At 61.3% G+C, this 24,423-nt stretch carries 25 protein-coding genes and 2 pseudogenes; 12 read left to right on the top strand and 15 right to left on the bottom strand.

The features are described from left to right. Nucleotides 1–4 precede the first annotated feature (4 nt). Genes PSH87_RS18855 through PSH87_RS18865 form a run of 3 tightly spaced genes read left to right on the top strand, consistent with a single transcriptional unit; the run spans nt 5 to nt 2,777 of the window. A complete protein-coding gene (locus PSH87_RS18855) occupies nt 5–1,015 on the top strand; it encodes an ABC transporter substrate-binding protein (RefSeq protein WP_305430644.1) in 1,011 nt (336 codons plus the stop codon). Further along, entirely contained in the window at nt 1,012–2,016 is a 1,005-nt protein-coding gene (locus PSH87_RS18860; protein ID WP_207046830.1) for an iron ABC transporter permease, read from the top strand. Before PSH87_RS18855 ends, PSH87_RS18860 begins: the two co-directional genes overlap by 4 nt. After that, a complete protein-coding gene (locus PSH87_RS18865) occupies nt 2,013–2,777 on the top strand; it encodes an ABC transporter ATP-binding protein (protein WP_305430648.1) in 765 nt (254 codons plus the stop codon). Before PSH87_RS18860 ends, PSH87_RS18865 begins: the two co-directional genes overlap by 4 nt. A 140-nt stretch (nt 2,778–2,917) precedes the next feature. Here the strand turns inward: PSH87_RS18865 and PSH87_RS18870 are convergent, their stop codons facing one another. The 6 genes and pseudogenes from PSH87_RS18870 to PSH87_RS18895 form a co-directional block, all read right to left on the bottom strand. Beyond that, nucleotides 2,918–3,427: a GNAT family N-acetyltransferase gene (locus PSH87_RS18870; RefSeq protein WP_305434338.1), complete on the bottom strand. Its 510-nt coding sequence runs from the start codon at nt 3,425–3,427 to the stop codon at nt 2,918–2,920. Then, nucleotides 3,425–4,333, bottom strand: a pseudogene (locus tag PSH87_RS18875) (alpha/beta hydrolase fold domain-containing protein); the annotation flags it as partial. The pseudogene PSH87_RS18875 and the gene PSH87_RS18870, both read right to left, overlap by 3 nt. Further along, the gene (locus tag PSH87_RS18880; protein ID WP_305430649.1) at nt 4,333–4,773 is read right to left on the bottom strand and encodes a TspO/MBR family protein; all 441 of its coding nucleotides are present in this window, start codon (nt 4,771–4,773) and stop codon (nt 4,333–4,335) included. The gene PSH87_RS18880 and the pseudogene PSH87_RS18875, both read right to left, overlap by 1 nt. A 252-nt stretch (nt 4,774–5,025) precedes the next feature. Next, complete coding sequence (locus tag PSH87_RS18885; protein WP_305430650.1) at nt 5,026–5,589, bottom strand: nucleotidyltransferase family protein; 564 nt, start codon at nt 5,587–5,589, stop codon at nt 5,026–5,028. A 233-nt stretch (nt 5,590–5,822) separates the two neighbouring features. Continuing rightward, nucleotides 5,823–6,056: a hypothetical protein gene (locus PSH87_RS18890; protein ID WP_305430651.1), complete on the bottom strand. Its 234-nt coding sequence runs from the start codon at nt 6,054–6,056 to the stop codon at nt 5,823–5,825. Between the two features lie 77 nt (nt 6,057–6,133). Then, nucleotides 6,134–7,039 (bottom strand): LysR family transcriptional regulator, encoded by a 906-nt coding sequence (locus PSH87_RS18895; RefSeq protein WP_305430652.1) that lies wholly within the window; start codon nt 7,037–7,039, stop codon nt 6,134–6,136. A gap of 103 nt (nt 7,040–7,142) precedes the next feature. On the opposite strand from PSH87_RS18895, the gene PSH87_RS18900 reads away from it, so the two are divergent. After that, nucleotides 7,143–8,132 (top strand): zinc-dependent alcohol dehydrogenase family protein, encoded by a 990-nt coding sequence (locus PSH87_RS18900; protein WP_305430654.1) that lies wholly within the window; start codon nt 7,143–7,145, stop codon nt 8,130–8,132. 55 nt (nt 8,133–8,187) lie between these two features. Here PSH87_RS18900 and PSH87_RS18905 read toward each other — a convergent pair whose 3' ends face one another. The 4 genes from PSH87_RS18905 to PSH87_RS18920 form a co-directional block, all read right to left on the bottom strand. Then, complete coding sequence (locus PSH87_RS18905; RefSeq protein ID WP_305430656.1) at nt 8,188–8,556, bottom strand: hypothetical protein; 369 nt, start codon at nt 8,554–8,556, stop codon at nt 8,188–8,190. Nucleotides 8,557–8,695: 139 nt separating this feature from the next. Beyond that, nucleotides 8,696–9,064 carry a hypothetical protein gene (locus PSH87_RS18910; protein WP_305430658.1) on the bottom strand — a complete coding sequence of 123 codons (369 nt, stop codon included), beginning with the start codon at nt 9,062–9,064 and terminating at the stop codon, nt 8,696–8,698. Between the two features lie 70 nt (nt 9,065–9,134). Then, entirely contained in the window at nt 9,135–9,503 is a 369-nt protein-coding gene (locus PSH87_RS18915) for a hypothetical protein (RefSeq protein ID WP_017737890.1), read from the bottom strand. Beyond that, a complete protein-coding gene (locus PSH87_RS18920; protein ID WP_305430659.1) occupies nt 9,494–10,468 on the bottom strand; it encodes a hypothetical protein in 975 nt (324 codons plus the stop codon). The genes PSH87_RS18915 and PSH87_RS18920 overlap by 10 nt, the downstream gene beginning before the upstream one ends. Nucleotides 10,469–10,974: 506 nt before the next feature. Here PSH87_RS18920 and PSH87_RS18925 point away from each other — a divergent pair. Beyond that, nucleotides 10,975–11,208: a DUF6124 family protein gene (locus tag PSH87_RS18925; RefSeq protein ID WP_305430660.1), complete on the top strand. Its 234-nt coding sequence runs from the start codon at nt 10,975–10,977 to the stop codon at nt 11,206–11,208. Between the two features lie 79 nt (nt 11,209–11,287). Here the strand turns inward: PSH87_RS18925 and PSH87_RS18930 are convergent. Together PSH87_RS18930 and PSH87_RS18940 are read right to left on the bottom strand one after the other, a co-directional pair. Further along, a pseudogene (locus tag PSH87_RS18930) lies at nt 11,288–13,127 on the bottom strand (ATP-binding protein). 119 nt (nt 13,128–13,246) lie between these two features. Next, a complete protein-coding gene (locus PSH87_RS18940; RefSeq protein WP_305430661.1) occupies nt 13,247–13,855 on the bottom strand; it encodes a LysE family translocator in 609 nt (202 codons plus the stop codon). Between the two features lie 112 nt (nt 13,856–13,967). Here PSH87_RS18940 and PSH87_RS18945 point away from each other — a divergent pair, with 112 nt between their 5' ends. From PSH87_RS18945 to solA, 4 genes are all read left to right on the top strand, one after another. Beyond that, the gene (locus PSH87_RS18945; protein WP_017737896.1) at nt 13,968–14,831 is read left to right on the top strand and encodes a LysR family transcriptional regulator; all 864 of its coding nucleotides are present in this window, start codon (nt 13,968–13,970) and stop codon (nt 14,829–14,831) included. A 526-nt stretch (nt 14,832–15,357) separates the two neighbouring features. Next, nucleotides 15,358–15,720: a hypothetical protein gene (locus tag PSH87_RS18950; RefSeq protein ID WP_017737898.1), complete on the top strand. Its 363-nt coding sequence runs from the start codon at nt 15,358–15,360 to the stop codon at nt 15,718–15,720. Nucleotides 15,721–15,777: 57 nt separating this feature from the next. Next, entirely contained in the window at nt 15,778–17,037 is a 1,260-nt protein-coding gene (locus PSH87_RS18955) for a hypothetical protein (RefSeq protein WP_305430662.1), read from the top strand. Nucleotides 17,038–17,079: 42 nt separating this feature from the next. Then, nucleotides 17,080–18,243, top strand: a complete 1,164-nt coding sequence (solA, locus tag PSH87_RS18960; protein WP_026136933.1) for an N-methyl-L-tryptophan oxidase — start codon at nt 17,080–17,082, stop codon at nt 18,241–18,243. A gap of 38 nt (nt 18,244–18,281) precedes the next feature. On the opposite strand, the gene PSH87_RS18965 is transcribed toward solA, so the two are convergent. Continuing rightward, nucleotides 18,282–18,908: a glutathione S-transferase family protein gene (locus PSH87_RS18965; protein WP_305430663.1), complete on the bottom strand. Its 627-nt coding sequence runs from the start codon at nt 18,906–18,908 to the stop codon at nt 18,282–18,284. Nucleotides 18,909–19,802: 894 nt separating this feature from the next. Then, complete coding sequence (locus PSH87_RS18970) at nt 19,803–21,860, bottom strand: methyl-accepting chemotaxis protein (RefSeq protein WP_305430664.1); 2,058 nt, start codon at nt 21,858–21,860, stop codon at nt 19,803–19,805. Nucleotides 21,861–22,174: 314 nt separating this feature from the next. On the opposite strand from PSH87_RS18970, the gene PSH87_RS18975 reads away from it, so the two are divergent. Beyond that, nucleotides 22,175–22,687, top strand: a complete 513-nt coding sequence (locus PSH87_RS18975) for a M35 family metallo-endopeptidase (RefSeq protein WP_305430665.1) — start codon at nt 22,175–22,177, stop codon at nt 22,685–22,687. Between the two features lie 74 nt (nt 22,688–22,761). After that, nucleotides 22,762–23,226 (top strand): hypothetical protein, encoded by a 465-nt coding sequence (locus tag PSH87_RS18980; RefSeq protein ID WP_305430666.1) that lies wholly within the window; start codon nt 22,762–22,764, stop codon nt 23,224–23,226. Nucleotides 23,227–23,272: 46 nt separating this feature from the next. On the opposite strand, the gene PSH87_RS18985 is transcribed toward PSH87_RS18980, so the two are convergent. Further along, on the bottom strand, nt 23,273–23,812 hold the full coding sequence (locus PSH87_RS18985) for a pesticin C-terminus-like muramidase (protein WP_305430667.1): 540 nt from the start codon (nt 23,810–23,812) through the stop codon (nt 23,273–23,275). Nucleotides 23,813–23,975: 163 nt separating this feature from the next. Here PSH87_RS18985 and PSH87_RS18990 point away from each other — a divergent pair, with 163 nt between their 5' ends. Next, nucleotides 23,976–24,359 (top strand): Mor transcription activator family protein, encoded by a 384-nt coding sequence (locus tag PSH87_RS18990; protein ID WP_017734997.1) that lies wholly within the window; start codon nt 23,976–23,978, stop codon nt 24,357–24,359. Nucleotides 24,360–24,423 lie beyond the last annotated feature (64 nt).

The raw sequence follows: 24,423 nt of genomic DNA on the forward strand, positions 1-24,423 counted from the left end.
CCCCATGCTGCCACGCGTTACCGCCCTGCTCACCGGCCTGGGTTTCTGTGCCCTGGCCCACGCCGCGCCGACCCACTACCCGCTGTCGCTGGAAAACTGCGGCAGCAGCCTCAGCTTCCAACAAGCCCCCGCACGCAGCGTGACCATCGGCCAGGCCGCCACCGAGATGCTCTACGCCCTGGGCGTGGGCGAGAAAGTGGTCGGCACGTCGCTGTGGTTCAACAACGTACTGCCGCAGTTCAAGACCCTGAACAACGGCATCGAGCGCCTGGCCAATAACGAGCCGAGCTTCGAAGCGGTGATCGCCAAGCGCCCGCAACTGGTGGCCGCCGAACTGGAGTGGGTGGTCGGCGCGCAGGGCGTGGTGGGCACCCGCGAGCAGTTTCACGAACTGAAAATCCCCACCTACCTGCTGCCCTCCGACTGCGAAGGCAAGGACAACCTGGTGGGCGCCGACGGCACGCGGCTGGAGCCGTTTCGCATCGACACCATCTATAAAAGCATCAGCCAACTGGCGGCGATTTTTGACGTCCAGGATCGCGGCCAACAGCTGAACGACGAACTCAAGGCACGCCTGGCCAAGTCCGTCGCCACCGTGCAGAGCAAGGGCCTCAAGCAGGCCAGCGCGCTGGTGTGGTTCTCCAGCGCCGAGATGGCCAGCGATCCCTACGTGGCCGGCCACAAGGGCATCCCCGAATTCATGCTGCAAACCCTCGGTTTGCATAACGTGGTGCAGTCCGATGAAGAATGGCCCGCCGTCGGCTGGGAAACCATCGCCAAGGCCAACCCGACCTTCCTCGTCATCGCCCGCATGGACCGTCGCCGCTACCCCGCCGACGACCACGAGAAGAAACTCGCCTTCCTGCGCAGCGACCCGGTCACGCGCAATATGGACGCAGTGAAAAACAACCGCATCATCATCCTCGACGCCCTGGCGTTGCAGGCCAGCATCCGCATGTTCGATGGCCTGGAACAACTGGCCACGGCCATCGACGGCTACGACCTGCCGCAATGATCCGTCCCCTGATCGCCCTGGCCCTGCTGTTGCTCGCCGTACTCGCCGGCGTGGCCATCGGCGAAACCGCCATCTCGCCGCAGGTCGTGCTCCAGGTGCTGGCCAATAAACTGTGGGGCGCCGGCTACGTGCTGGACCCCATCGACGAAGGCGTGGTCTGGAACTACCGCCTGACCCGCGCCCTGGTTGCCGCCGCGTGCGGCGCCGGGCTGGCGACCTGCGGGGTGATCTTGCAGTCGCTGCTGCGCAACCCATTGGCCGACCCCTACCTGCTGGGCATCAGTGCCGGTGCCTCGACCGGGGCGGTATTGGTGGCGTTGATTGGCGTGGGCGGTGGTTTGATCTCGTTGTCGGCCGGCGCGTTTGTCGGCGCGATGGCCGCGTTCGCCCTGGTGATTTTGCTCGCGCGGGCCAGCGGCTCGTCCAGCGGCACCGGGCAGATCATCCTCGCCGGCATTGCCGGTTCGCAGCTGTTCAATGCGCTGACCGCGTTCCTCATCACCAAATCCGCCAGCTCCGAACAGGCGCGCGGCATCATGTTCTGGTTGCTGGGCAACCTCAGCGGCGTGCGCTGGCCGTCGGTATGGCTGGCGGTGCCGGTGGCGCTCGTGGGTTTGGCGGTGTGCCTGTGGCATCGCCGCGCGCTGGATGCGTTCACCTTTGGCAGCGATTCGGCGGCGTCCCTCGGCATCCCGGTGCGGCGCGTGCAGTTTGTGCTGGTGGGCTGCGCGGCGCTGGTGACGGCGGTGATGGTGTCGATTGTCGGCTCCATCGGTTTTGTCGGGCTGGTGATTCCCCACGCGGTGCGCCTGTTGCTGGGCACCGGGCATTCGCGCTTGCTGCCGGCCAGCGCGCTGGGCGGTGCGTTGTTCTTGATTGCGGCGGATGTGCTGTCGCGCACCTTGATCAAGGGCCAGGTGATTCCGGTCGGCGTGGTCACCGCGCTGGTCGGCGCACCGGTGTTTGCGCTGATCTTGATTGGGCGGAGGAACGCACGATGAGCATGCTCAGTTGCCGCGGCCTGGGCTTCAAGGTGCGTGACGCCGAGTTGCTGCGCGATATTCATCTGGACGTGGCGCAGGGAGAAACCCTCGGCATCGTCGGGCCGAACGGCTCCGGTAAATCCACCTTGCTCAAGCTGCTGGCCGGGTTGCGCACGCCTGCATACGGCGAAGTGCGCCTGGGCGGCCAACGCCTGGGTGAGCTGTCCCGCCGCGCCATCGCGCAGCAACTGGCGGTGGTCGAACAACAAGCCGACACCGACGACGCCATCCGCGTGTTCGACGCCGTGGCCCTGGGCCGCACGCCGTGGCTGTCGGCGCTGAGCCCGTGGTCCGCTGACGACGACAGCATCGTGCGCCAGGCCCTGCACGACGTGGACGCCACCCACCTGAGCCATCGCGCGTGGCGCAGCCTCTCCGGCGGCGAACGCCAGCGCGTACACATCGCCCGCGCCCTGGCGCAGCGGCCGCAGATTCTGTTGCTGGATGAGCCGACCAACCACCTGGATATCCAGCACCAGTTGGCGATCTTGAAAGGTGTGCAGGCGCTGCCGGTGACGACGCTGATTGCGCTGCATGACCTGAACCAGGCGCTGACCTGTGACCGCTTGGCGGTGCTGGATCGCGGGCGGTTGGTGGCGCTGGGCAAGCCGCTGGACGTGCTGACGCCGCAGCGGTTGCAGGACACGTTTGGGGTGCAGGCGCATTACCTGACGGACCCGTTTGATGGGGCGCAGATCTTGCGATTACGCTCGAACTAAAGGCTTGAACACGGCCACCCAGACACCATAATTCAACTGTGGGAGCTGGCTTGCCTGCGATAGCGGTCTATCAGTTAAAGAGATGCAAGCTGACCCGCCGCCATCGCAGGCAAGCCAGCTCCCACATGATCATTCCCACATTAGATCTGGGGTGTTCGCTGCATATGCGTTGTCTGCCACACCGGGTCCACGTCGATATCAACCACTTCAAACCCCTGCCGAAGCCAAAAATCAATCGCCCCCGGCAAAAACGGATGGGTATGCAGGTACATCACCTCCACCCCCTCCGCCTGCGCCGTTGCCTCTAATGCGCGATACAACGCCGCCGCCAAGCCAACGCGACGAAATGCCGGCAGCACAAACAAGCGCATCACTTCCACCGTCTTGCGGCCCTGGTAATCGAGCTGGGGGAAGCGGTTGTCATACGGCAGGTAGCCAATGGCAGCAACGATTTGACCGTCATGACAGGCAATCAGAAAGCGCCCGTCACCTTGAAGGTAGGTCGCCTCAAATTGCGCCAGATCATTCGGCATACCGGCATCGCTGAGCTTGGGAAACATCTCGGCGCGGGCCTGCTGTACGAAGGCCAGCACCTGTGAAACATCATCCGCAGCCACCGGCCGGATGCCGAGAGGGTCTTCAAGGGACATCCTGCCCACTATCCATTGGCGGCCATAAGCCAACACCCTACCCGCCATCCCCACCGGAAAATGAATAAACCCATGGGCCGCCTCCGGCACCAAGTGCACCTGCGCGCCCGGCCATCGCTCAGCGATCAACAGCGTGTCGTCTTTAAGCGGATCCAACTCCCCCACAAACATCAACGCCGGCGGCAACCCGGTGAAGTCGCCATACAGCGGTGACAACGGCGCCTGCCGACGCTCATCGTCACTCAGCCCCGGCGTGAGCATTTGTAGCGCTTCGACCATGCCGGGCCCGTCCAGCAATAACGTATCGGGGCCTGCGGCGCGTACGCTGGGCGTGCCTGTGAGGTCATAGACGCCGTAATACAGCAGTGCGCCGCTGACGCGCTTGAGCAACTCCGGCCATTGCTTCAACGCCAGCAACGTCGCCGCCGCCAGGTGCCCGCCGGCCGATTCGCCGACGATGATCACCGGCAGGCCCGCAAACTCATCGGCGCTCAGCAACCAACGCGCGGCCGTGAGGCAATCGTCCATCACGCCTTGCACCGGCGTATCGACCGCCAGCCGATAATCCACCGACACCACCGCCACGTCGCAGGCGTTGACCATGCCCAGGTTGAGTTCGTCATCCATCTGCGCATTGCCGATCACCCAGCCGCCGCCGTGGATATCCAGCACCACGCCCTTGGGTTTGCCGCTGGGGCGCAGGATGCGCACGGGCACCGAGCCAGCGTGCCGGGTTTCAGCCGCAGGGGCGCGCTTCAGCCGTTGACCGGCACGCAGCAACGCCTGGATCACACGCGGCGTCACGCGATTGCGGATCTTGAAGCGTGGCAACCAGGCGAGCTTCCTGTTGAAGCGGCGCATCTCGGCCAGTTCGGTTTCGCTGGCGGGCCAGAAGTTGTGAGTCATCAGCGGTTATTTCTCAAAATGGAGAAATTCAACGCCGCCGCCACACACAGCCACGCCAGGTACGGGAACAGGATCAACCCGGTGATCAAGTCCAGGCGCACCGCCAACACCACCATCGTCGCCACGGTCAGCCACAGCACCGCCAGAATAACCATCCCGGCGAGGATGCGATGGGCGCCGAAGAACACCGGTGTCCATAACGTGTTCAAGGCAATCTGCGCCGCCCACAGCGCCAGCACCACTTGGCTGTCCGGGATCAGGCTGAGGCGGTAACCGGCCCAGGCCAGCAGCAGGTAGATCAGCGTCCACGCCACCGGGAACAACCAGTTGGGCGGGGTGAAGCTGGGTTTGACGAGGGATTCGTACCAGGCGCCGGGTTTGAAGAGCATGCCGGTGCTGGCGGCGGCGGCGCAGGCGAGCAGGAAGATGAAGAAGGTCATGGTCGGTCCTTGGCTGGGCGTTTCAACTTGGACGTGTGGGGGGCGGGTAAAAGTTCATTGCCGATTGGGTCTGGAGGCGGGTTGTGAGGGTGCATGGGCTGGCGCCATCGCAGGCAAGCCAGCTCCCACATTTAACGGTGTTCACCAGTCAAAATGTGGGAGTTGTCGAGCTTTAGCGAGGCTACGAAGGGATCGCCGCGCACTGCCTGCCGCCCCGCCCTATCCGCATCGGCCTCGGCCTCGGCCTCGGTGCTAAGTGGCCCCCACAATCTGGAGCCAAGGCCACCGCTCCTGATAACTCCTGGCCTTGCGCGCAAACAATTCCGGCTCCGGGTGCAACGGGTTGATCCGCAGCACACCCTGCTCCACATCCACCAAGCCATACGGCGCATACACCTCGCCCGTCGCCACTTCCAGGCCAATACAGGTGCCCGCCACCAGGTAGCGGTCGATCCCCTGCCGAGCCGTGTGCAATTGCGGATACGGCCGGCCAAACCGCTGGCCATACCAAAGGTGCACCCGCGCTTGATTCTTCACTTCAACGTTGACGCCCAGGTCCTCGAACAACCCCTCAGCCGCGCGAATCACGGCGTCCTCGGCTTCGTAGGACAGGTCTGTGTCGAAGTAGAAAACGTCGTAGTCCTTTACGCCCTGGGCAGCAGGCAGGTTCGACTGGTGATTCCACACCGCCTGGAACAGGCAGCCTGCGGTGAGAAAGCACTGGTCCAGGCCGAGGGCCGGCAGGCGCGCCGTGATCTCGGCGTTGATCGGGTTGGCCATGGCCAGGTCGAGCAGGGTTTTGACGGTCAATGTCATGTGCGCTCCTTGGACACTTTATGTGTTGGACCCTGCGACGTTACACCACCGCGTGGTGGTTTTCGTTACGGTAAGACGCCGCAGCTTCCCCCGTGGCGAGGGAGCTTGCTCCCGCTGGGGTGCGAAGCGCCCCCATCGGCCACTGAGTTTTACCTGATTCTGCGCGCTGGTAGGTTTTGGGGCTGCTACGCAGCCCAGCGGGAGCAAGCTCCCTCGCCACAGAGGTGGGTGATTTAGCCCTTCAACTCACTGGCCCGATTTGCCGCTGCATCGTCATAGGCCACATACAACGCCTCGGCGATCTGGCTTTTGATGGCCTTGGTCGATTCCAGGCCGAGCACAAACCCTTCAGCCTTGCCGCCCGCGCGGTTGAGTTCTTCGTGGGTGGAAGCGCCGGTGATGGCGTCCAGCAGCTTAGCGGCGTGCGGGCCGACACCTTTGGGCAGGCTGATTTGGTCGATGGACATGGGCGGTACCTTTATAAAGAAGGATCGGTAGCGCGTGGAACCACTGCCGGGGGTGGCATGGTAGACCGATATAGGCCTCAAGGGGCTGTTTTCATGAGATCCCGGCCAAACGCACCTTTCACAAAATCGACAAAACTGCGCACCTTCGGCGTCACCCGCCGATCCGCCGCATACAGCAGGTTCATCGGCGAGGCCGGCACGGTGTAACCCGGTAGCAACGCCAGCAGCGTGCCTTTGCGCAGCGCGTCATGCACCAGTTCCTGGGGCAACAACACCACGCCCAACCCGGCCACGGCCGCCGACAGCAGCGGGTCACCCTGATTAATCGTCAAACGGCTTGTAATCGGCACCTCCACCCGCCCCTGTGGGCCTTCGAAGTGCAGGTGTGAGCGCCCGTCCGAATAGGCAAACGCCAGGCATTCATGCTCCTGCAAATCCCATGGGCTGCTGATCGCTGGGCGGCGGGCCAAGTAGGCCGGCGCCGCGCAGAGCACCATCTGATAGGGTTTGAGGGGCAAGGCCTTCAAGCCGCTGTCAGCCAATTCGCCGATGCGGAACACCACGTCATAGCCATCCTCCACCAGGTCCACCAGCTCATTGGACAAGGTCAGGTCCACCGCCACCTGGGGAAACTTGACCATATACTCCAGCAAACGCGGGGCCAACGTACTCACGCCAAACGTCACCGGCGCATTGATGCGCAGGCGCCCGCTGGGCACGCCACGGGTCACGGCGGCCATTTCTTCGGCGGCGTACATGTCTGCCAGGATCAGCTTGGCGCGTTGGTAGAAGGTGCGGCCAAAGTCGGTCAGGCTCTGCTTGCGCGTGGTGCGGTGCAGCAGCGACACCCCCAAGTGCTGCTCCAGCATCTTCACCTGCTTGCCGATCAGTTGCGGTGACAGGTTCAGCTCATCCGCCACCGCACTGAACGAGCCCAGCTCCACGGCTTTGACGAACGTGGCCATCAAGGTAAGACGATCCATTGGAAACCCATTGTTTCTAGTGTTGCGCCATCCTAGGCCTTTATCCCGCGCCGTCCCACGCCTAAATTGAACGCCACATTGATAAACATCGAGGATCAACCCCATGGCCCGCATTGTCAGGATTCACGCCTACGGCGACGCAAGCGTCTTGCAACTGGAAAACATCGACGTCCCGGCGCCAGCAGCCGATGAAGTGCAAATCCAGGTCAAGGCCTTCGGCCTCAACCGCGCCGAAGTGATGTTCCGCAACCACGCCTACCTGCAAGAAGCCGAGTTCCCCAGCCGCCTGGGCTATGAAGCGGCTGGCGTGGTGAGCGCCGTCGGCGCAAACGTCCGCGACTTCCAGGTGGGCGATGCCGTCAGCGTCATCCCACCGCTCGATATCGCCCGCTGGGGCACCTACGGCGAAGTGGCCAATGTGCCCGCCTACCTCACCGTCAAACACCCGCAAAACCTCAGCTTCGTCCAAGCCGCCGCGTCGTGGATGCAATACGTCACCGCCTGGGGTGCCCTGGTGGAGCAGGCCAAGTTGGCCCAAGGCGACTTCGTGTTGGTGACTGCCGCCTCCAGCAGCGTCGGCCTCGCCGCCTTCCAGATCGCCCGCAGCGTCGGCGCTACCGCCATCGCCGTGACCCGCACCCGCGCGAAAAAACAGGCGTTGCTGGAAGCCGGCGCCGCGCATGTCATCGTCAGCGATGAAGAAGACCTGGTGGAACGTGTGATGGCGCTCACCAACGGCCAAGGCGCCCGCGTGGTGTTCGATCCCATCGGCGGGCCGGGCTTTGAAGCACTCACCCAGAGCATGGCCCAGGGCGGGATCTTGCTGGAGTACGGCGCGTTGAGTTCGGAGCCGACACCGTTTCCGTTGTTTACCGTGCTGGGCAGATGTTTGACGCTGAAGGGGTACTTGTACGCGGAGATTGTGGCCGACCCGGCTGCGTTGGCGCGGGCCAAGGCGTTTATTGTGGATGGGCTGGCTTCGGGGGCGCTGGCGCCGGTGATTGCCAAGACGTTTGGGTTGGATGAGGTGCAGGAGGCGCATCGGTTTTTGGAGGCGAACCAGCAAATCGGCAAGATTGTGGTGACGGTTTAGGTTTTAGCGGTTAGCTGGGTTATCAGCCGTGCCACTGTGAGTGGCACGGTTGTTTTTACAGCGCGTATAGAACGTAACGAATCCCCATCCACATAAATATTTGAAGCCAAAAAAGCTCCGGCCATATCACCCAGCGCTTGAGAGAGAGCGGAACTGACGCAACCTCCTTTTCGCTCACATCGCCTAACCGGATATAACTTTTTGGAAACGTCAAAAAGCAGGAAATCTGCCCCATGCGCAGTGCTTTATCCATCGGCCGATTGCCCGGCCAACGTTGCTTGTTCAGTTGAACAATTTCATTGTTCTCAAAATACTTCTCCAGCATTTCAAGCTTGAAATAGTGCGTGTACAGCAGCAACGCCACACCAATGAGCGACTCAACGCCCACAAGCCACGTGATGAACCTGTAGCCGGCTACCTCCATAGATCAACACCTAAATACAGTTCTTCGCCAACAACACCCAAACCTTTCCCGGCCGAATAACCTAACAACTGCATGAGCCTCCTCTGTCAGACCTTCCTGCCTGTGCTGGATGGTGGCTGCGCCCAGGCCGCACCGGTCTTCAAAGTTTGTACAAGACGTAATGAAGCCCCATGCACATAAACATTTGGTACAAAAAGTAATACGGCCACGTCGCCCAACGCTTGAGGGAGAGTGGAACGGAGGCAACCTCCGCTTCAGTCACATCCCCTAAGCGGATATAGCGCTTGGAAAGCGACAGAAAGTTAGAAATCTGCCCCATACGGAATGCTCTATGCATCGGCAGTTTGCTGGGCCAACGTGTTTTGTTGAGCTGGACGATTTCGTTGTCTTCAAAGTACTTTTCCAGCTCTGGAAGCTTCACGTAATCCGCGTACAGCACCAACGGGATCGCAATCAGAAACTCAACACCAATGAGCAATGTGATGAGCTTTTCGCCTGTCAGATCCATAAGTCGACACCCATGTACAGCACTGTTGCCAGCCGTGCCACTGTGAGTGGCACGGTTGCGAACGTTGTTATTACAGCTCGTAAAGAACGTAACGAATCCCCACCCACGCAAATGCCTGTATCACAAAGTAATCCGGCCAAGTCGCCCAACGCTTTAGGGATAACGGAACGGAGGCGATCTCTTCTGCGCTGACATCGCCTAACCGGATATAGCTTTTTGGAAAAGTCAGGAACAGCGAAATTGGCCCCATCCGCATCGCCCTATCCATGGGCCGATTGCCCGACCAAATACGATTGTTGTATTGAACCACTTCATTGTTCTCGAAATACTTTTGCAGCTTTTCAAGCTTGAAGTAATGCGAATACAGCAGCAGCGCACAACCGATGATGATCTCGATAAAGGCGAGGATGGTGATGAATCGGTAGCCGGCTATATCCATAAGTCATCACCTACATACAACGCGTCGCCGAACTCAGCGCCAAAGCCGCCGAATGTCTTCCCTCCCGAATACCCGCCCGCTGCACCACCTATTACTCCGCAAGTCAGTGCCCCAGCCCCTCGGGTAGCAATGCCCAAAAAGATGCGGCACAACGCTGGCCCAACCCGACCGCCGATCGCGCCACCGGCAGCTGCCCCAGCAACTCCACCCACTAGTCGGCCTCCTTCAACAAACTGTGCCTTGCGACACTGCGCCTCCCGCCCCAACGTACACGCCTCCTTCACCTCCAACCCCGCCACCGTCATATCCAACGCCAACCCGATATAAGTTCCCTTGCGCAAATGCCGCGCCACGCCCGCCATACGCTCAAGGCGCTCCGCATAACCCCTGATCTCCCCTTTATCCAAAAAGCGCTTGGTAGAGATCCCCAAAATCCACCTCAACGAACTACCACCGCGCAACCCCGTGCCCAACCGCGCCGCGCCCTGGAGTTGGTTATTCAACTGTTTCAACAACACTTCGCGCTGCCGAAAAAACGTCTCCCGGTCCACCCCGCCACTTTTGTACCGCGCGTAAGCCTGCTGAATCTGCTCCATGATGTGGCGCACGTCTTTGAGATGCGTACTCCAGGCAGACGCCGCACTGCCGACGCCCAACGACGTGTAACCCAATACGCTTTGCAGCAAATCGTATTCACCGGCGGTGATCTCCGTCACGTACGGGTCAAGCTCCAGCGAGCGGCTGATCCTCTGCGCTTCCTTCATGTGCCAGGCCTCTTCGGCCGTGCTTTCCAGGGTCGTGTTGCTCGGCACGATGATCATGTGGCCGGCGTCGACAAAAAGCCTGGGCAGGTGCGCGTTCAGCGCATCGAACTTGCGCACGGCCATCGGCGATGCCCCGCTGAGGTACCTGGCCTTGAGGCTCGCGTGGTCGCTGAGTCGCGGGTTGATATGGGTCTTTAACATGGCGCAATTCCAACCTCGAAATAACGGAGAGGTCGGAATATAAAAGCGGCGTTTTCTGATTGGGCGGGGATTGGGGGGCGGGGTTGAATTTCAGAAAGGGGCTACAGGGAGCCCGACCAATACCTACAGCAATGGCGCAAAAACTCAGCCACTGAGCCCAGCATTTGCGCAGTTGAAGCAAGGATAAGTCCCAAAGCCATCCGGCACCTTGCTCCGTTGCCTACGCCTGCGTCAGAATCCGCCGGCTTGTGCGCTGGGGTGGTCGAATCTAAGGTTGCGCGGTCGCTGAATCTCTCGGTGATCGGGTTTAGTAGCCCACGGTTCAACCTAACAATGCATGAGCTTCATCTGTCAGACCTTACCGTCTGTGTTTGATGGTGGCTGTGCGCAGGGCGCCCTCGGGCGCGCCGGTTTTGTTAGGTTCCACCGGTCTACTAACCTGCGTACAGCTGCCTCCCTTTTGTTTAGTAGCGATGGGGTAGTGGCATCAGGTAAGGAACTTAACGATGGTTAACGATTCGAGTTTTCTATTTAGCGTTGCTCCAGATGCAAGCAATGAAGCGCTCATCACAAACAGCTATGAGACCTTCACCTCAGTCAGCTCTCTTCTGCTGGACCTATCTGAGGATTTGAGCGGTAAACACCGTGACATTGCGCTGGCAATTCACCAATTGAGTGAGTTAGGTGTGCTCATGACAGCAAAACTGCTCGACCGCAAAGCGCCCTGCACTGCCCGATGACTAGCCCTTCAATTCAGTAGCCTCATAGATCGCTGAGTCGAATGCATATATCGACTCGGCGATTAGACCCCCGACTCACCTACCTCCCCAACAACTCCCTAACCCTCCCCCCCAACACCTCAACCGCAAACGGCTTCGTCAACACCCCCATCCCCCGCCCCCAACTGCCCATACCCCATCACCGCATTCTCCGCATACCCGGTAATAAACAACGCCTTCAACCCCGGCCTTAGCTCCATCCCCGCCTCGGCCATCTGCCGCCCATTCATCCCGCCCGGCAAGCCCACGTCCGTCACCAGCAGGTCAATATGCACATCCGAGCGCAGCAGTTTCAGCCCCGCCGCGCTGTCCGCCGCTTCAATCACGGTGTAGCCCAATTCCCCGAGCACATCCGCGAGCAGCATGCGCACGGTGGATTCGTCGTCCACCAACAACACGGTCTCCCCATGTTGGGCGACTTCAATCGTGGTCTGCCCCGGCGTCAGTTCATCCCCCGGCGCGGCGCCGTGGTGGCGTGGGAGGTAGAGGGACACGCAGGTGCCCTCGCCCACGGCGGACTGGATATGCACCTGCCCGCCCGACTGTTGGGCAAAACCGTAGATCATGGACAGGCCCAAGCCGGTGCCTTGGCCGATGGGTTTGGTGGTGAAGAAGGGCTCGAACACGTGGGCCATGATGTCTGGCGACATGCCGGTGCCGGTGTCGCTGACGCTCAGGCGCAGGTAGGGGCCTTCGGCAAGGTCGTGGGCGCGGGCGGTGTTGGCGTCGAGCCAGTGGTTGCTGGTTTGCAGTTGGATGCGACCGCCTTCGGGCATGGCGTCGCGGGCGTTGATGCACAGGTTGAGCAGGGCATTTTCCAGTTGGCTGACGTCGACGAAGGCGGTCCAGGCGTCAACGGCACCGAGGGTTTCGATCTGGATGCCGGGGCCGGCGGTGCGTTGGATGAGTTCGGCCATGCCGTACATCAGGGTGTTGACGTTGGTGGCGCGCGGTTCCAGGGTTTGCCGGCGGGAGAAGGCCAGCAGGCGTTGGGTGAGGACGGCGGCGCGTTTGGCCGAGCCTTGGGCGGCGACCATGTATTTGTCGACGTCGCTGAGGCGGCCCTGGGTGATGCGCCGGTTCATCAGTTCGAGGGCACCGGAGATGCCGGCGAGCAGGTTGTTGAAGTCGTGGGCGAGGCCACCGGTGAGTTGGCCGACGGCTTCCATTTTCTGTGACTGGCGCAGCTTTTCTTCGGCCTGCATGAGCATGGCGGTGCGTTCGGCCACGCGTTGTTCAAGGGTTTCGTTGAGGGCGCGCAGTTGGGCTTCGGCGTCGCGCAGGGCTTCGTCGGCGATGGTGCGTTCCAGCAGGTCGGCGGCTTGGCGGGCGAGGATGTCGAGCAGGCGCAGGTCGCGTTCGGACGGTTGGTGCGGCGCGCTCCAGTGGGTGGAGATCATGCCGAGCAGGCGCCCGTCGCGCGAGCGCAAGGGGGTGGTCTGGGCCGAGCGGATGCCCGCGCGACGGAAGGCGATCAGGTCTTCGGTGCCGGCAATGTCGGCCCATTCTTCGAAGTCGGGGATGATGGCGCGCTGGCCCAGTTGCAGGGCCATGGTGCAGCTGCTGTAGGCCATTGGGCTCACCCATTGCCAGAATCCTACGGCCTCGGGCGGCAAGCCCCGTGAGCACAGCAGTTGCAGTTCGCCGCCATGGCCGGAGGGATGGCCTTGGGGGCAGAGCAGCTGCATGGTGCCGAATTGCGAGCCGGTGATGGACACGGCGGCATCGACGATCTTGCCATAGAGGGCCTCGAGGTCTTGCTCGCCGATCAGGTCCAGGCTGATGCGGTGCAGGAACTCGATGTCCGACAGCGCGGTTTCCGAGTCGCGGGAAGATCCACGGGGGAAAGCGGCCGGGAAGGCGGTGCGTAGGGTTTTCATGGGTGGGCTCCGGGGAGCTGGCGTTGAGCTATCAGCAGGTTATCAGCAGGTTATCAGCAAAGCTGTGACCGCGCGAAACAGGGAGACGTTCGGCGGTGCACGCTTTCTTTTGCCCTGGCTCAACTGTGGATCGGCAACGCCAACCCAAACACCACAAAGAACCCACCACACACCTTATTGAACCGCCGTCCGGTTCGCGCCAACCAAGGCCGCACGCGGTGGGCAGCGCTGGCCACCAGGTATTCAACGCAGAATTCCACCACGGCGTAGGTCAGGGCAATGGCCGCCGTCTGTGCGATAAGGTTTCTGTGGGGGTCGAGAAAAGGCGGAATAAACGCCGTAAACAGCAGCAACGCCTTGGGATTCGAAAGAGCCGACACCAACCCTTGGCGGAACAGCGACCAACGCCGCAAATGAGGCATGCCGGCCATCTCCAGGGTGACCGGCGCGGCTCGCCACAACCCGAAGCCCAACCACACCAGATACAACCCGCCGGCAATCTTCAAGGCAGTGAACCAACTGGCCGACGCCTGGATCAGGGCGCCCAGCCCCAACGCGCACAGCGCAACCACCAGGGCAAAGCCCAGCACGCCGCCACTGATGGTGAACAGCGTCCGGCGCCGCCCGTGAATCGCCCCATGGGTCAGCACCAGCAAGGCGTTGGGCCCCGGTACGACCGCGATGCCGCAGCAGGTAATCAGGTACAGCAACCAGGTTTCAAAGGGCATGATCAGGTCCGGTAGAGATCGATTTATGCCCGCATCTTGCAAGCGAACAACTACCCTGAAAAGCGCATAATTCACACTTCAGTCATTCGATTAACGAATAGAGGTCCGCGCGATGCCTTCCAGCGATTTGCAGATTGATTGGCTCAAGTGTTTTGTCGCCGTGGTGGACGCCGGTTCGCTGTCGGGCGCGGCCCATGAGGTCAACCGTTCGCAGTCGGCCGTGAGCATGCAGATGAAAAAACTCGAAACCGCGCTGGGCCGGCCCCTGTTGAACCGAGGCCCACGCCACTTGCAACTGACCGATGACGGCCAGACGCTGCTGGGCTACGCGCGGCGCATGCTGGCGCTGCACGCCGAGACCCAGGCGGCGTTTCACGGGGAGGCGTTGACGGGGCGCATCCGCCTGGGCGTGGCCGAGGACTACGCCGCCAAATACCTCACGCCGCTGCTCAAACGCTTTGCGCCGCGCCACGCGGGCGTGGACATCGAACTGACCTGCGAACAATCGACCGCACTCATCCCACGGCTGCGCAGCGGCGATCTTGATCTGGCGCTGGTGTCCAGGGACTCGCCGCAAAGTGGCACGTTTCTGTTCCATGAGCCAATGGTCTGGGTGGGTTCCCCGCAGTTTGAACTGTGGCGGCGCGACCCGGTGCCGATTGCCGTGTACGAAAGCGCCAGCCTGGCGCGGCGTTATGCGGTGAACTCACTGGCCCAGCAGGGTCGCCAGTTCAAGGTGGTGTACAACAGCTCCAGCCTGGCTGGCCAAGTGGCGGCCGTTGAAGGCGGGCTGGCGATTGCCGCAATCACGCAGTGCACCGTGCAGGCATCGCTTCAGGTCTTGGGCAGTGAGCACGGCCTTGGAAACATCGACCCCATGGAGGTGTCGATTCTACGCAGCCGAGCCTCGCGGGGGGCCAAGGCGGTCAATAGCCTGCATGCATTCATCATCAGCGCGCTGAGGCAGCATGGGTGATGCCCGAACGCCTGCCCGCTATTTCGGGCAGCTTCCGACAACAAGTACGCCGCCGCAATTATTCAGGTCACGCACCTTATCAATGGGCACGTTATAGCTGCCATCGGTGGCCCGGCTGTATTCAAAAACGCTGGGAAGTGCATTGGTTTTCGGCGATTTGGGGCCTCCACCCTCGGCACAGCTTTGCCGAAGCGTGCACATATCGCCTTGCCGTTCCGTCCACCCCCAGCCAGCGCATGTTGCGTAAGCCTGGCTTTTGTACCATGCGTCTTGACACGCCTTATCGTGGGTCTCCCCAAACCCGAACGCTTGCGAGGCCATCAGAACCAAGGGGGTTGCACCTACTGTCAGCAAGATTTTTACGCGCTTCATATTTATCCACCCGGCTAAGTAGCAACGATGTCTTCCTGGTCAGGGTATTCATGCCCCCAGCAAGGCGCTCTACAACTAATTGGAAATTCGTCGCGGCTGAAACTGCCCCCAGACCCTGCTAACCTGCGGCCCTTGCCTTCAACTGGAGCTTTCCGTGGCCCTCTCAAAACGCGACAGCGCCCGTATCGAACGCGGCCTGGTCGCCGCGCTCACCGAAGCTTGCGAAACCGCCAAAGCCGAAATCCCCGGGTTCGACTGGCTGACCCACACCGTCAACTACGCCGACTTCCCCCAAAGCCTGATCATCACCTGGGTCTTCGACACCCGCGCCAACAAGGATCACGCCCTGGCCACCGGTGTGGATGCACGCATCCGCGAACTCACCGCCATCGCCCTGCTGGCCGCCGATATTCCGCCTGTGCCGCTGAAGCGTTGCGTACAACTCGACTCGGAAGAGGCGTGCCAATCCCAGCACGGCGGCAACTGGCGCTTGCGCTTGACCCGCTCAGCCAACTAGAGCCCGTCGCCCAACGCCTGGACAATACCTCGCCATTCGCCAAGGAAATCCCGCCCCATGAAGTTGCCGTTTTCCGCCGCTGCCCTAGCCGCCACCCTGCTGCTGCCCACCCTCAGCCACGCCGCCGATGCCGCGTTGACCGACACGCTCAAGGCTTTCACCCGCTGCGATGCGAGTTTCTTCAGCAGCCTGAACACTCACCGTGACGCCTGGCAGGCCTACGCGCCGCTCAAGCAGGAAAAAACCTTCACCTGGATCGCGGTCAGAAACCGTACCGATCACAAGGCCAGCTTGGTGCCGATCAGCGCGCCGCCCATCGCCGGCTTGAAGCTGTTGTCTTATTACGACGAAGTCACCGACCTCGGACCGCTGGGACTGTTTTATTACTGGGGCTTTATTGTCGACGGCGGTGTGAACGAGGTCGCCCAGCGCCTCGCGCCGCTGCTGGAGCAACCCGGCGCGCTGCAAAAAGGCGACGGGGAATACACCCGCAGCGAACTCAAGGTGGGCGAAGGCTGGCAGTTGATCAAACCGCAGCCGGGCAAGGCACCGGGGATACGCCAGGTGGAACGGGTTCTGATCGTCGAGCCGGAGGGCAAGCAAGGCACGCAGTCGCGGGTGAGTTGTTCGGTACAGGGTGGCGTCAACGCCGGGCTGCTGGCGCGGTTGCGGCCGGACATCGCGCCGGTGGATTACCCGCGCACGCAAGCCGAAACGAATATCGGCGATGTCGAGGTGCCGGCCAACGTGCTCCAGCAGCTTGGCGCACCGCTGCTGCAACCGAAATTCAAGACGCTGAGCTACACCTACCTGTCGAAGAAAGGCGACGGCAGCAAGGACCTGCCGACGTCGGTCACGTTCAAGGCCGAGGGTGGTTTGCTGGTGAAGAACGAGGTCTATGGCCAGACCTTCAACGTTGATCGCCTGACCCAAGCAGACCTGATCCAGCTGAAATCAAAAATGAACGGCGTCGGCGATGGCCGCGTGCTGCAAACCCGGGAAGCCGAGCTGCACGTGCCGGCCAGCTGGACGCCGGGCCAGACGCTGACGGCTCGATTGCACATGGTCAACCTGCCCGCCCGGCCCACCGACAAGCCCATCGAAACGTCGTTGACCTGCACGATTGGCGCACGCATTCCGGCACGCCAGGTGTTTGCCGCGTTGACGGGCGACGCGATCAAACTGGCCTGCGACCAGGGCGACTACAAGACCTCACGCGTATTTATCGAAGACCTGGGCATTGCCCTGACATTGGAATCGACGTCGAGCCAGACGCATTATGTGAACCAATACACGGCGTTTGACGTGGTGCGTTAACCGGCCGTTTTCTCAACCCAGCCTCTGAAGCGAGTATCAACCTTGGAACGATATGAAGCGCTGGTCATCGGCCTTGGCGCCATGGGTGCCGCCACGGTGTACCAACTGGCCAAAGCCGGGGCAAAGGTCGCCGGCATCGACCGTCACCATCCGCCCCACACGCTGGGCTCAAGCCATGGCGACACGCGCATCACCCGCCTGTCGGTGGGCGAAGGCGCGCAGTACGTGCCGATCGTGCGTCGCTCACATCGCATCTGGCGCGAGCTGGAGACGTTGTCCGGGGAGGCCTTGTTCGAGCAGTCCGGGCTGTTGGTGCTGACGTCCCACGCGGATTTCGACCCCAGCGATGCCAACGACTTCACCCTGCGCACCCTTGGCCTGGCGCAAACCTACGGGATCGCCCACGAGGTGCTGGACGCCACGCAGATCCGCCAGCGCTTCCCGCAATTTGCCCAGGTCACGGACAACGCCATCGGCTACTACGAGCCCGAAGGCGGTTTTGTAAGGCCTGAGCGCTGCATCGACGTGCAACTGCGGCTGGCCGAGCAACACGGGGCAACGCTGTACAAGGGCGAGACCGTGACCGATATCCGCTCGGATGCGCACGGCGTCACGGTGACCACCGACCAGCGCACCTTGCAGGCCGACAAGCTGGTGGTGAGTGCGGGCAACTGGGCCGGCGGTTTGCTCGGTGCGCCGTTTGACCGGCTGCTCAGCGTGTATCGCCAGCAGTTGTTCTGGTTCGCAACCGAGCCCGACGCGCAGCTGGTGGGGGCGTCGCCGACGTTTATCCTCACCCATGGCCAGGACCAGACCAACTATGGTTTCCCGGCCTTGCCTGGCGAGGGCAGCTTGAAGGTGGCTACGGCGCAGTATCACACCGCTTCGACGCCCGAGACCCTGGACCGCAGCGTCTCGCCCGCGCAAGCGCGCGAGATGTATGAGCAACAGGTGCAAGGGCGCATTGCCGGGCTTACGGCGGAGGTGGTCAAGGCGGCGGTGTGCGCCTACACGGTGACGCCAGATCATCACTTCATCATCGACGCGCACCCGACATTGCAGCACACACTGGTGGTGTCGCCCTGCTCGGGGCATGGCTTCAAGCATTCGGCGGCGCTGGGCGAGGCGTTTGCGCAGTGGTGCATGCGCGGGGAGAGTGAGCTGGATTTATCGTCGTTTTCGTTGCAGCGTTTCGACGATCAATAAGTGCGGGGAATGGGGGCACATTTGCCCCCTGAACCGCCTTACTTGGCGAACGCGTACTCGCCGCCCTGCTCCACCGCTTTGCGATAAGCCGGCCGCGCCTGGAATTTCTGCACCCAGGCGGCCAGGTTCGGATACGCCGGCAACTTGCCCTGGGCCCCGGCGACTTCGCCGATAAAGCTCATCTGGATATCCGCACCGCTCAACTCATCTCCCACCAGATAGGGCGTGCGCCCCAGCACGTCGTTGAGGTAGCCCAGGTAGTTGGCCACTTCCGACTCGATCCGCGGATGCAACGGCGCACCCGCTTCGCCCAGGCGGCCGACGTAGAGGTTGAGCATCAACGGCAGCATGGCCGAGCCTTCGGCGAAGTGCAGCCATTGCACGTACTTATCGTAAGTGGCGGTGGCCGGGTCCGGTTGCAGGCGACCTGCGCCATGGCGGCGGATCAGGTAATCGATGATCGCCGCGGACTCGATCAGCACCTGGCCGCCGTCCTCAATCACCGGGGACTTGCCCAGCGGGTGGATGGCTTTGAGCTCAGGCGGGGCGAGGTTGGTTTTCGGGTCGCGCTGGTAGCGCTTGATCTGGTACGGCAGGCCGAGTTCTTCGAGCAGCCAGAGGATACGTTGCGAGCGGGAATTGTTGAGGTGGTGGACGGTGATCATGGCAGGGCTCCGCAGGGCGAATGAAAGGGAGTGCAGCAGGAGACTACGCTATCTGCCAGCCATTGAAGATCTAAATGTGGGAGCTGGCTTGTGTGGGAGCTGGCTTGCCTGCGATAGCGCCGTATCAGGCGACATCTTTGTCAGCAGTGCTGCCGCCATCGCAGGCAAGCCAGCTCCCACAGGGAATCACGCCAGCCGGAATCGCGCGGTGTTGTCACTTAGGGCCCGGCTGCCCTTGCACAAGGTATCTGAACAACGAAGATCAAAATGTGGGAGCTGGCTTGCCTGCGATAGCGCCGTATCAGGCGACATCTTTGTCAGCAATGCTGCCGCCATCGCAGGCAAGCCAGCTCCCACAGGGAATCACGCCAGCCGGAATCGCGCCGTGTTGTCACTCAACGCCTGGCTGCCCTTGCACAAGGTATCTGAACAACGAAGATCAAAATGTGGGAGCTGGCTTGCCTGCGAAAGCGCCGGGTCAGGCGACAGCTTTATCAGCAATGCTGCCGCCATCGCAGGCAAGCCAGCTCCCACAGGGAATCACACCAGCCGGAATCGCGCGGTGTTGTCACTCAACGCCTGGCTGCCCTTGCACAAGGTATCTGAACAACGAAGATCAAAATGTGGGAGCTGGCTTGCCTGCGATAGCGCCGTATCAGGCGACATCTTTGTCAGCAGTGCTGCCGCCATCGCAGGCAAGCCAGCTCCCACAGGGAATCACACCAGCCGGAATCGCGCGGTGTTGTCACTCAACGCCTGGCTGCCCTTGCACAAGGTATCTGAACAACGAAGATCAAAATGTGGGAGCTGGCTTGCCTGCGATAGCGCCGTATCAGGCGACATCTTTGTCAGCAGTGCTGCCGCCATCGCAGGCAAGCCAGCTCCCACAGGGAATCACGCCAGCCGGAATCGCGCGGTGTTGTCACTCAACGCCTGGCTGCCCTTGCTCAAGGTATCCGCCGCACGGTTCACCGCTCGCGCACCATCAAGCAAACGCCCCGCCGCCTGGTCCACTTGCTGGATATTGCCGCTCACTTCGTCCGCCGTCGCGGCCTGTTCTTCAACGGCCGTGGCGATCTGCGCCAGGGTGTCGGTGACGTTCTGCACTGCGCCGGCGATCTCGCCCAGGCGGGTGCCGAGCCCGGTGACCGACGCCGCGTCCGTCAGCGCTTGTTCGCACGCGGCGCCCATCAGGGTGACCGCCTGGCTCACCGTCGCGCGCAGGCTGTCCACCGTGCCGGCGATCTGTGCGGTGGAGGCCTGGGTGCGTTGCGACAGGCTGCGCACTTCGTCCGCCACCACGGCGAAGCCACGCCCCTGTTCGCCGGCGCGGGCGGCTTCGATGGCCGCGTTGAGCGCCAGCAGGTTGGTCTGTTCGGCGATGCCGCGAATGGTGTCCACCACCGATTGAATCTGCTGGCCCTGCTGACTGACTTGCTCCAGGGCGTTGGCGGTGTCGGTCAGGCGCCCGTTGAGTTGCTGGATGCTCGCCGTGGTGCGCTGGCTGTCGCGGCTGCTGTCTTCGGCGATGCGCCGGGTCTGCTGCGCGCTGCCCGACGCTTGTTCGCAACTGCGGGCGACGCCCAGGGACGTCGCGGCCAGTTGGGTGGCAGCGGCGGCAATCTGGCTGATTTGTTGTTGCTGGTCTTCGACTTCGTTGAGGGTGCTGCCCGATTGCGCATTGAGGGTGAGCACCGCCGAGCCCAGCTGCTGCGTCTCGTGATTGACCCCCAGCAAGCTGGTGCGCAACTGCACCACGGCGACGTTCAGCGCGGTGCTGATGGCCGCCAGTTCGTCACGCCCTTGCACCGCCACTTCCACACAGAGGTTGCCGTCACGCAGCGACTCCGCCAGCGTGGTGATGCCACTGGCGCTGCGGCGGATCGAGGCTTGCAGGCACATGAACAGGTACAGCGCCGCCAGCGCCAGCAGGCTGAACGTCGCCGCCACGGGCACGATCTGCTGGAGGGAACGATCGTGGTAGTGGCCGAGGCGCGCGTCCAGGGTCCTCAGCGACTGGTTGCGCAGCGCGCCCAGGCTGCCAAGCATGGCATCGACACTGCCTTCGAAGGCCGCCGTGTCGAGCTTGATGGTGCCGCCGAACACCCCGTCGTCGAGGACGTTGAGCTGGTTATCGAGGGTTTGCAGGCTGTTGTCATACTGCGCGGTCCACGCCTCCATGCCCGCGTACTGCTTGGCCTTGAGCGACGCGGCGGCCTTGACCAACTGCTCGCGCGCATCGCCGATGCGCCCGCGCAGATCGCGCATCTGCAAGCGGCTTTGCAAGGTGAACTGCCCGGACGCGATGGACGATTGCCCCACACTGGCCATGCGCCCGACACGCTCGATCAGGTCGGGGGTGTGCTGGGTGGAAATCTGCATCAGCAGGTAGGTTTCCAGCCAGGGATCGAGGATCAGACCGGTGTCCAGGGTCACCTGCTCACGCAGGGTCTGCATGGCGGTCAGGGCCGCGGTGAAGCGGTCATAGCCGTCCGGCCACCAGCCCACGGTGCGCAGGGATTGGGAGTCCATGCCCTTGATCGCGGCCTGCAAGGTCTCGAAGCGGGCGAGGATCTCGGCGCTGGCGTGCTGGGCCTTCAGTGATTCGCCCAGGGTTTGCAGGCTTTGCAACAGCAGCGGGTAATTGGCATCGACCTTGTCCATCGCCGCCTTCGCCGCCGGCGTCGGCGCATGCAGGATGTCGGCGGCTTTCCAGCGCGCGGCCAGGTTGCGCTGGGCGGTCAATTGGCCGTCCAGTGCATCCAGGGCCAGCAGTTGGCGAACGCCGGACTGCTCGCTGGAGATCACCGCCAGTTTGGCGCGATAGTCCTGCCCGATCATCCACAGGCTGCCGGCCAGGGGCAGCATGAACAGGAGGAACAGGATCTGGAACTTGCGCGCAAAACCAAAACGGCCGAGCAGGCGGATACCGGGTGATAAAAGGCTGTGCATGTCCGACCACTCCCCAAAAACGACCCAGGCGGTGCACCGCTGGGCGAAGCCTTGAATGACTAACGGCAAAACGCCATGTCATTGATTAGCTTGGCTCTAGCAAGATACGGGCCGATGGCAGGACGTAGGAAACAGGCGGGGTGGCACGCGAAAAGTGCACGCACCGTGCGCGAAAATGGGGCAAAAGCACTCAGCGTCCAGGGCGCACCTGTAACTATTGGCGCATGGCGCGCCTACAGCGGAATCACTTCCTGCTGATCACGCCTTTTGCACCCGCTCAGACTGAAATCTCCTAACACCACTGGAGATTCATCATGCCTCGCAAACTCAACGATTCTGAAAAAAGAACCTTCCGTGCAGCGCGCTATGCCGCGCTGCGTTCACTCGAATACACCATCGGGCGTTTGAACGATGGTGACGCCACCGTTGCACGCGTCTGGATGGGCGTCAGTAAACCTCAAAATCTGAAAATTCTAGCCCAACGACTGGGCGTGATTTTCGAAGCGTTGCAAGGTATCCACCAAGACCAGATCACGTACGATCCAAACATGGAGGACTATGCCGAAGTCGACGTAGACGACAGAGCGCACAACATACTGTTGGGACGGGCCTTCTTCACGACCGAGACGTACGGCAATGACTCGCGTGCGAGTACGCTAATCCATGAAGTCAGCCATTTTAGGGATGTGCAGAACACCGACGACCACGCCTGCGGAGCGGAAGAGTGCTTACGTCTGGTGGAGCAGGCCAAGGAAAAAGACGGGAACCTGTACAAGGTTCTCACCAACGCGGAAAACTGGGAGAACCTGGTGAGCAACAGCTATTGAACTATTGTTACGCGCTTCTGGAAAAGCCTGTTTTCGAACGGGCTTTTTCATCCCCCAGGAAAAAGGAGTTGATCATGGACCGTCGTTTTTTGACCGCCGCCTCACTGGCCGTACTTTATTTATTAGCCGCCCCCGCACACGCATTGAACACTGAAGAAGTTGAACCCCAGACGCTGAGAGACTATGCCGTGACACTGACTGCCCATGCCGGAAACTTTCAGTGGCAGCAGTTATGGAAAAACACACGTTCGGCCGGTTACTTCAATCAACAATCCCCCAGTCATTTCACCGTACCGATGTCGAGCGTTCCCGACATAGTGTCTGCTGCACTAACTAGAGCAACCAGTGTCAGGCCCTTTGCCGCTACTCGCGCAGCCTACCGTTATGACTTTGCAACGAACGTGGGTGTCGTCCAAAAGGTCGCTGTCACGGCAGTGTGCATCGACGTCGACTGGCGCTCCCTACCCAACGGAACTGCCGTGGATGATGCCGAGAAGATGAAAAACGTCAGTTTATTACTGGCCACACCCTGCCCATGATGCAAACAGCCACCCGAGGTTATCTCGGGTGGCTGTATCTTTACTGTTACAGCGCACTTGCCAATAAATCCGCTTCCTTGCAACGGCGCGTGGAATAGCGGTCACCAAAATTGCGCAAATTACTTTCAGCGGCCTTCCAGTCCCCCGCCACCACTTGCGCCCAGAACTTCGGCGTGCGGATGGCGAGGTTGCCATATTGGAAGGCAACCGAAGCAATCACCGTCTGCATCGCTGCCGGCAAAACGTCAAACGGGCGTGCGGCCGCTTTGCTGTAGTCGCTGCTCAAGCGCGCGATAAAGGGTGCCTTGTAAGCCTCGTCAATCCTGCATGCATCGTCCGCACTGACGTTCAGCGGTAGTGTTTGCAGGCGTGCTACGGCCTTCGCACCGATCAGGCCAAGGTAAGGCGCAAGCCGCTCAGCAAGGTCTTTGGGCAGCATATCCAGGTTTTTCTGCTGCCCCAGATCAAAGCCGGTGCCGATGGTGACCCCGCTCCGACTGTGTTCCGGGTCCGGCACATAACCGCGTGTGGCCGGCCCACCTTCGAGCCTGGCAATAAATGCCATATCAATCGAGTGACTGGACATGGATGGTTCCCTCTTGGTTTAGGAAACCTCAGTCGATCACTCAGGCAACATCATCTTCAGAAGGTAAAACTTCCCTACTTTCATAGGTAAAGTTTCCTACTGCTTATCGACGTTCATTACTTCCTAAGCTCTGACCAGCACTCACGCCAAGGAGGTAAGACCGATGGAACCGATAGACCTGGAACACATTGATGTCCACCAACTCCCCCACTCCCTCCAGGTGTTGGTTGCCTGTATCGGTCTGGAAGATGCTTTCCGCCTGACGTGCGTGTATGGCGGCCGCCCTAAATACATTCCAAAACAGGTTCAACGCACTTCGTTGGCGTTGATCTTGTCAGCGGAATCACTGCAGGCGCTGATAAATGATTTCGCGGGTATTGCTCTGGAAATACCGAAGTCCGACCATTTTTTTCGGCAGATCCGTAATCAACATATTCAAATGGGTATTTCCAATGGCCTATCGCGAAGTGCATTGGCCGAGAAGTATGGGCTGAGCCTGCGGCAAATCGCCAATATCCGGCGTCAGGAAACTTGTCCTCATCGGTAATTACTTCCTACTGAATCAGAAAGTTCAGCATGGATAGATTGAAGTTGCGCACTTTCGCGCACTC

It is taken from the genome of Pseudomonas sp. FP453, from assembly GCF_030687495.1.
Classification (GTDB): domain Bacteria; phylum Pseudomonadota; class Gammaproteobacteria; order Pseudomonadales; family Pseudomonadaceae; genus Aquipseudomonas.

What these genes read in the sequence shown, in the direction of transcription:
- PSH87_RS18855 (WP_305430644.1), top strand. Translation starts at nt 5, where the DNA reads ATGCTGCCACGCGTTACCGCCCTGCTCACCGGCCTGGGTTTCTGTGCC.
- PSH87_RS18985 (WP_305430667.1), bottom strand. Translation starts at nt 23,812, where the DNA reads ATGTCCAGTCACTCGATTGATATGGCATTTATTGCCAGGCTCGAAGGT.
- PSH87_RS18975 (WP_305430665.1), top strand. Translation starts at nt 22,175, where the DNA reads ATGCCTCGCAAACTCAACGATTCTGAAAAAAGAACCTTCCGTGCAGCG.
- PSH87_RS18885 (WP_305430650.1), bottom strand. Translation starts at nt 5,589, where the DNA reads ATGACATTGACCGTCAAAACCCTGCTCGACCTGGCCATGGCCAACCCG.
- PSH87_RS18980 (WP_305430666.1), top strand. Translation starts at nt 22,762, where the DNA reads ATGGACCGTCGTTTTTTGACCGCCGCCTCACTGGCCGTACTTTATTTA.
- PSH87_RS18970 (WP_305430664.1), bottom strand. Translation starts at nt 21,860, where the DNA reads ATGCACAGCCTTTTATCACCCGGTATCCGCCTGCTCGGCCGTTTTGGT.
- PSH87_RS18940 (WP_305430661.1), bottom strand. Translation starts at nt 13,855, where the DNA reads ATGCCCTTTGAAACCTGGTTGCTGTACCTGATTACCTGCTGCGGCATC.
- PSH87_RS18890 (WP_305430651.1), bottom strand. Translation starts at nt 6,056, where the DNA reads ATGTCCATCGACCAAATCAGCCTGCCCAAAGGTGTCGGCCCGCACGCC.
- PSH87_RS18925 (WP_305430660.1), top strand. Translation starts at nt 10,975, where the DNA reads ATGGTTAACGATTCGAGTTTTCTATTTAGCGTTGCTCCAGATGCAAGC.
- PSH87_RS18990 (WP_017734997.1), top strand. Translation starts at nt 23,976, where the DNA reads ATGGAACCGATAGACCTGGAACACATTGATGTCCACCAACTCCCCCAC.
- PSH87_RS18920 (WP_305430659.1), bottom strand. Translation starts at nt 10,468, where the DNA reads ATGTTAAAGACCCATATCAACCCGCGACTCAGCGACCACGCGAGCCTC.
- PSH87_RS18915 (WP_017737890.1), bottom strand. Translation starts at nt 9,503, where the DNA reads ATGGATATAGCCGGCTACCGATTCATCACCATCCTCGCCTTTATCGAG.
- PSH87_RS18870 (WP_305434338.1), bottom strand. Translation starts at nt 3,427, where the DNA reads ATGTCCCTTGAAGACCCTCTCGGCATCCGGCCGGTGGCTGCGGATGAT.
- PSH87_RS18965 (WP_305430663.1), bottom strand. Translation starts at nt 18,908, where the DNA reads ATGATCACCGTCCACCACCTCAACAATTCCCGCTCGCAACGTATCCTC.
- PSH87_RS18955 (WP_305430662.1), top strand. Translation starts at nt 15,778, where the DNA reads ATGAAGTTGCCGTTTTCCGCCGCTGCCCTAGCCGCCACCCTGCTGCTG.
- PSH87_RS18945 (WP_017737896.1), top strand. Translation starts at nt 13,968, where the DNA reads ATGCCTTCCAGCGATTTGCAGATTGATTGGCTCAAGTGTTTTGTCGCC.
- PSH87_RS18895 (WP_305430652.1), bottom strand. Translation starts at nt 7,039, where the DNA reads ATGGATCGTCTTACCTTGATGGCCACGTTCGTCAAAGCCGTGGAGCTG.
- PSH87_RS18865 (WP_305430648.1), top strand. Translation starts at nt 2,013, where the DNA reads ATGAGCATGCTCAGTTGCCGCGGCCTGGGCTTCAAGGTGCGTGACGCC.
- PSH87_RS18860 (WP_207046830.1), top strand. Translation starts at nt 1,012, where the DNA reads ATGATCCGTCCCCTGATCGCCCTGGCCCTGCTGTTGCTCGCCGTACTC.
- PSH87_RS18880 (WP_305430649.1), bottom strand. Translation starts at nt 4,773, where the DNA reads ATGACCTTCTTCATCTTCCTGCTCGCCTGCGCCGCCGCCGCCAGCACC.
- PSH87_RS18905 (WP_305430656.1), bottom strand. Translation starts at nt 8,556, where the DNA reads ATGGAGGTAGCCGGCTACAGGTTCATCACGTGGCTTGTGGGCGTTGAG.
- PSH87_RS18910 (WP_305430658.1), bottom strand. Translation starts at nt 9,064, where the DNA reads ATGGATCTGACAGGCGAAAAGCTCATCACATTGCTCATTGGTGTTGAG.
- PSH87_RS18900 (WP_305430654.1), top strand. Translation starts at nt 7,143, where the DNA reads ATGGCCCGCATTGTCAGGATTCACGCCTACGGCGACGCAAGCGTCTTG.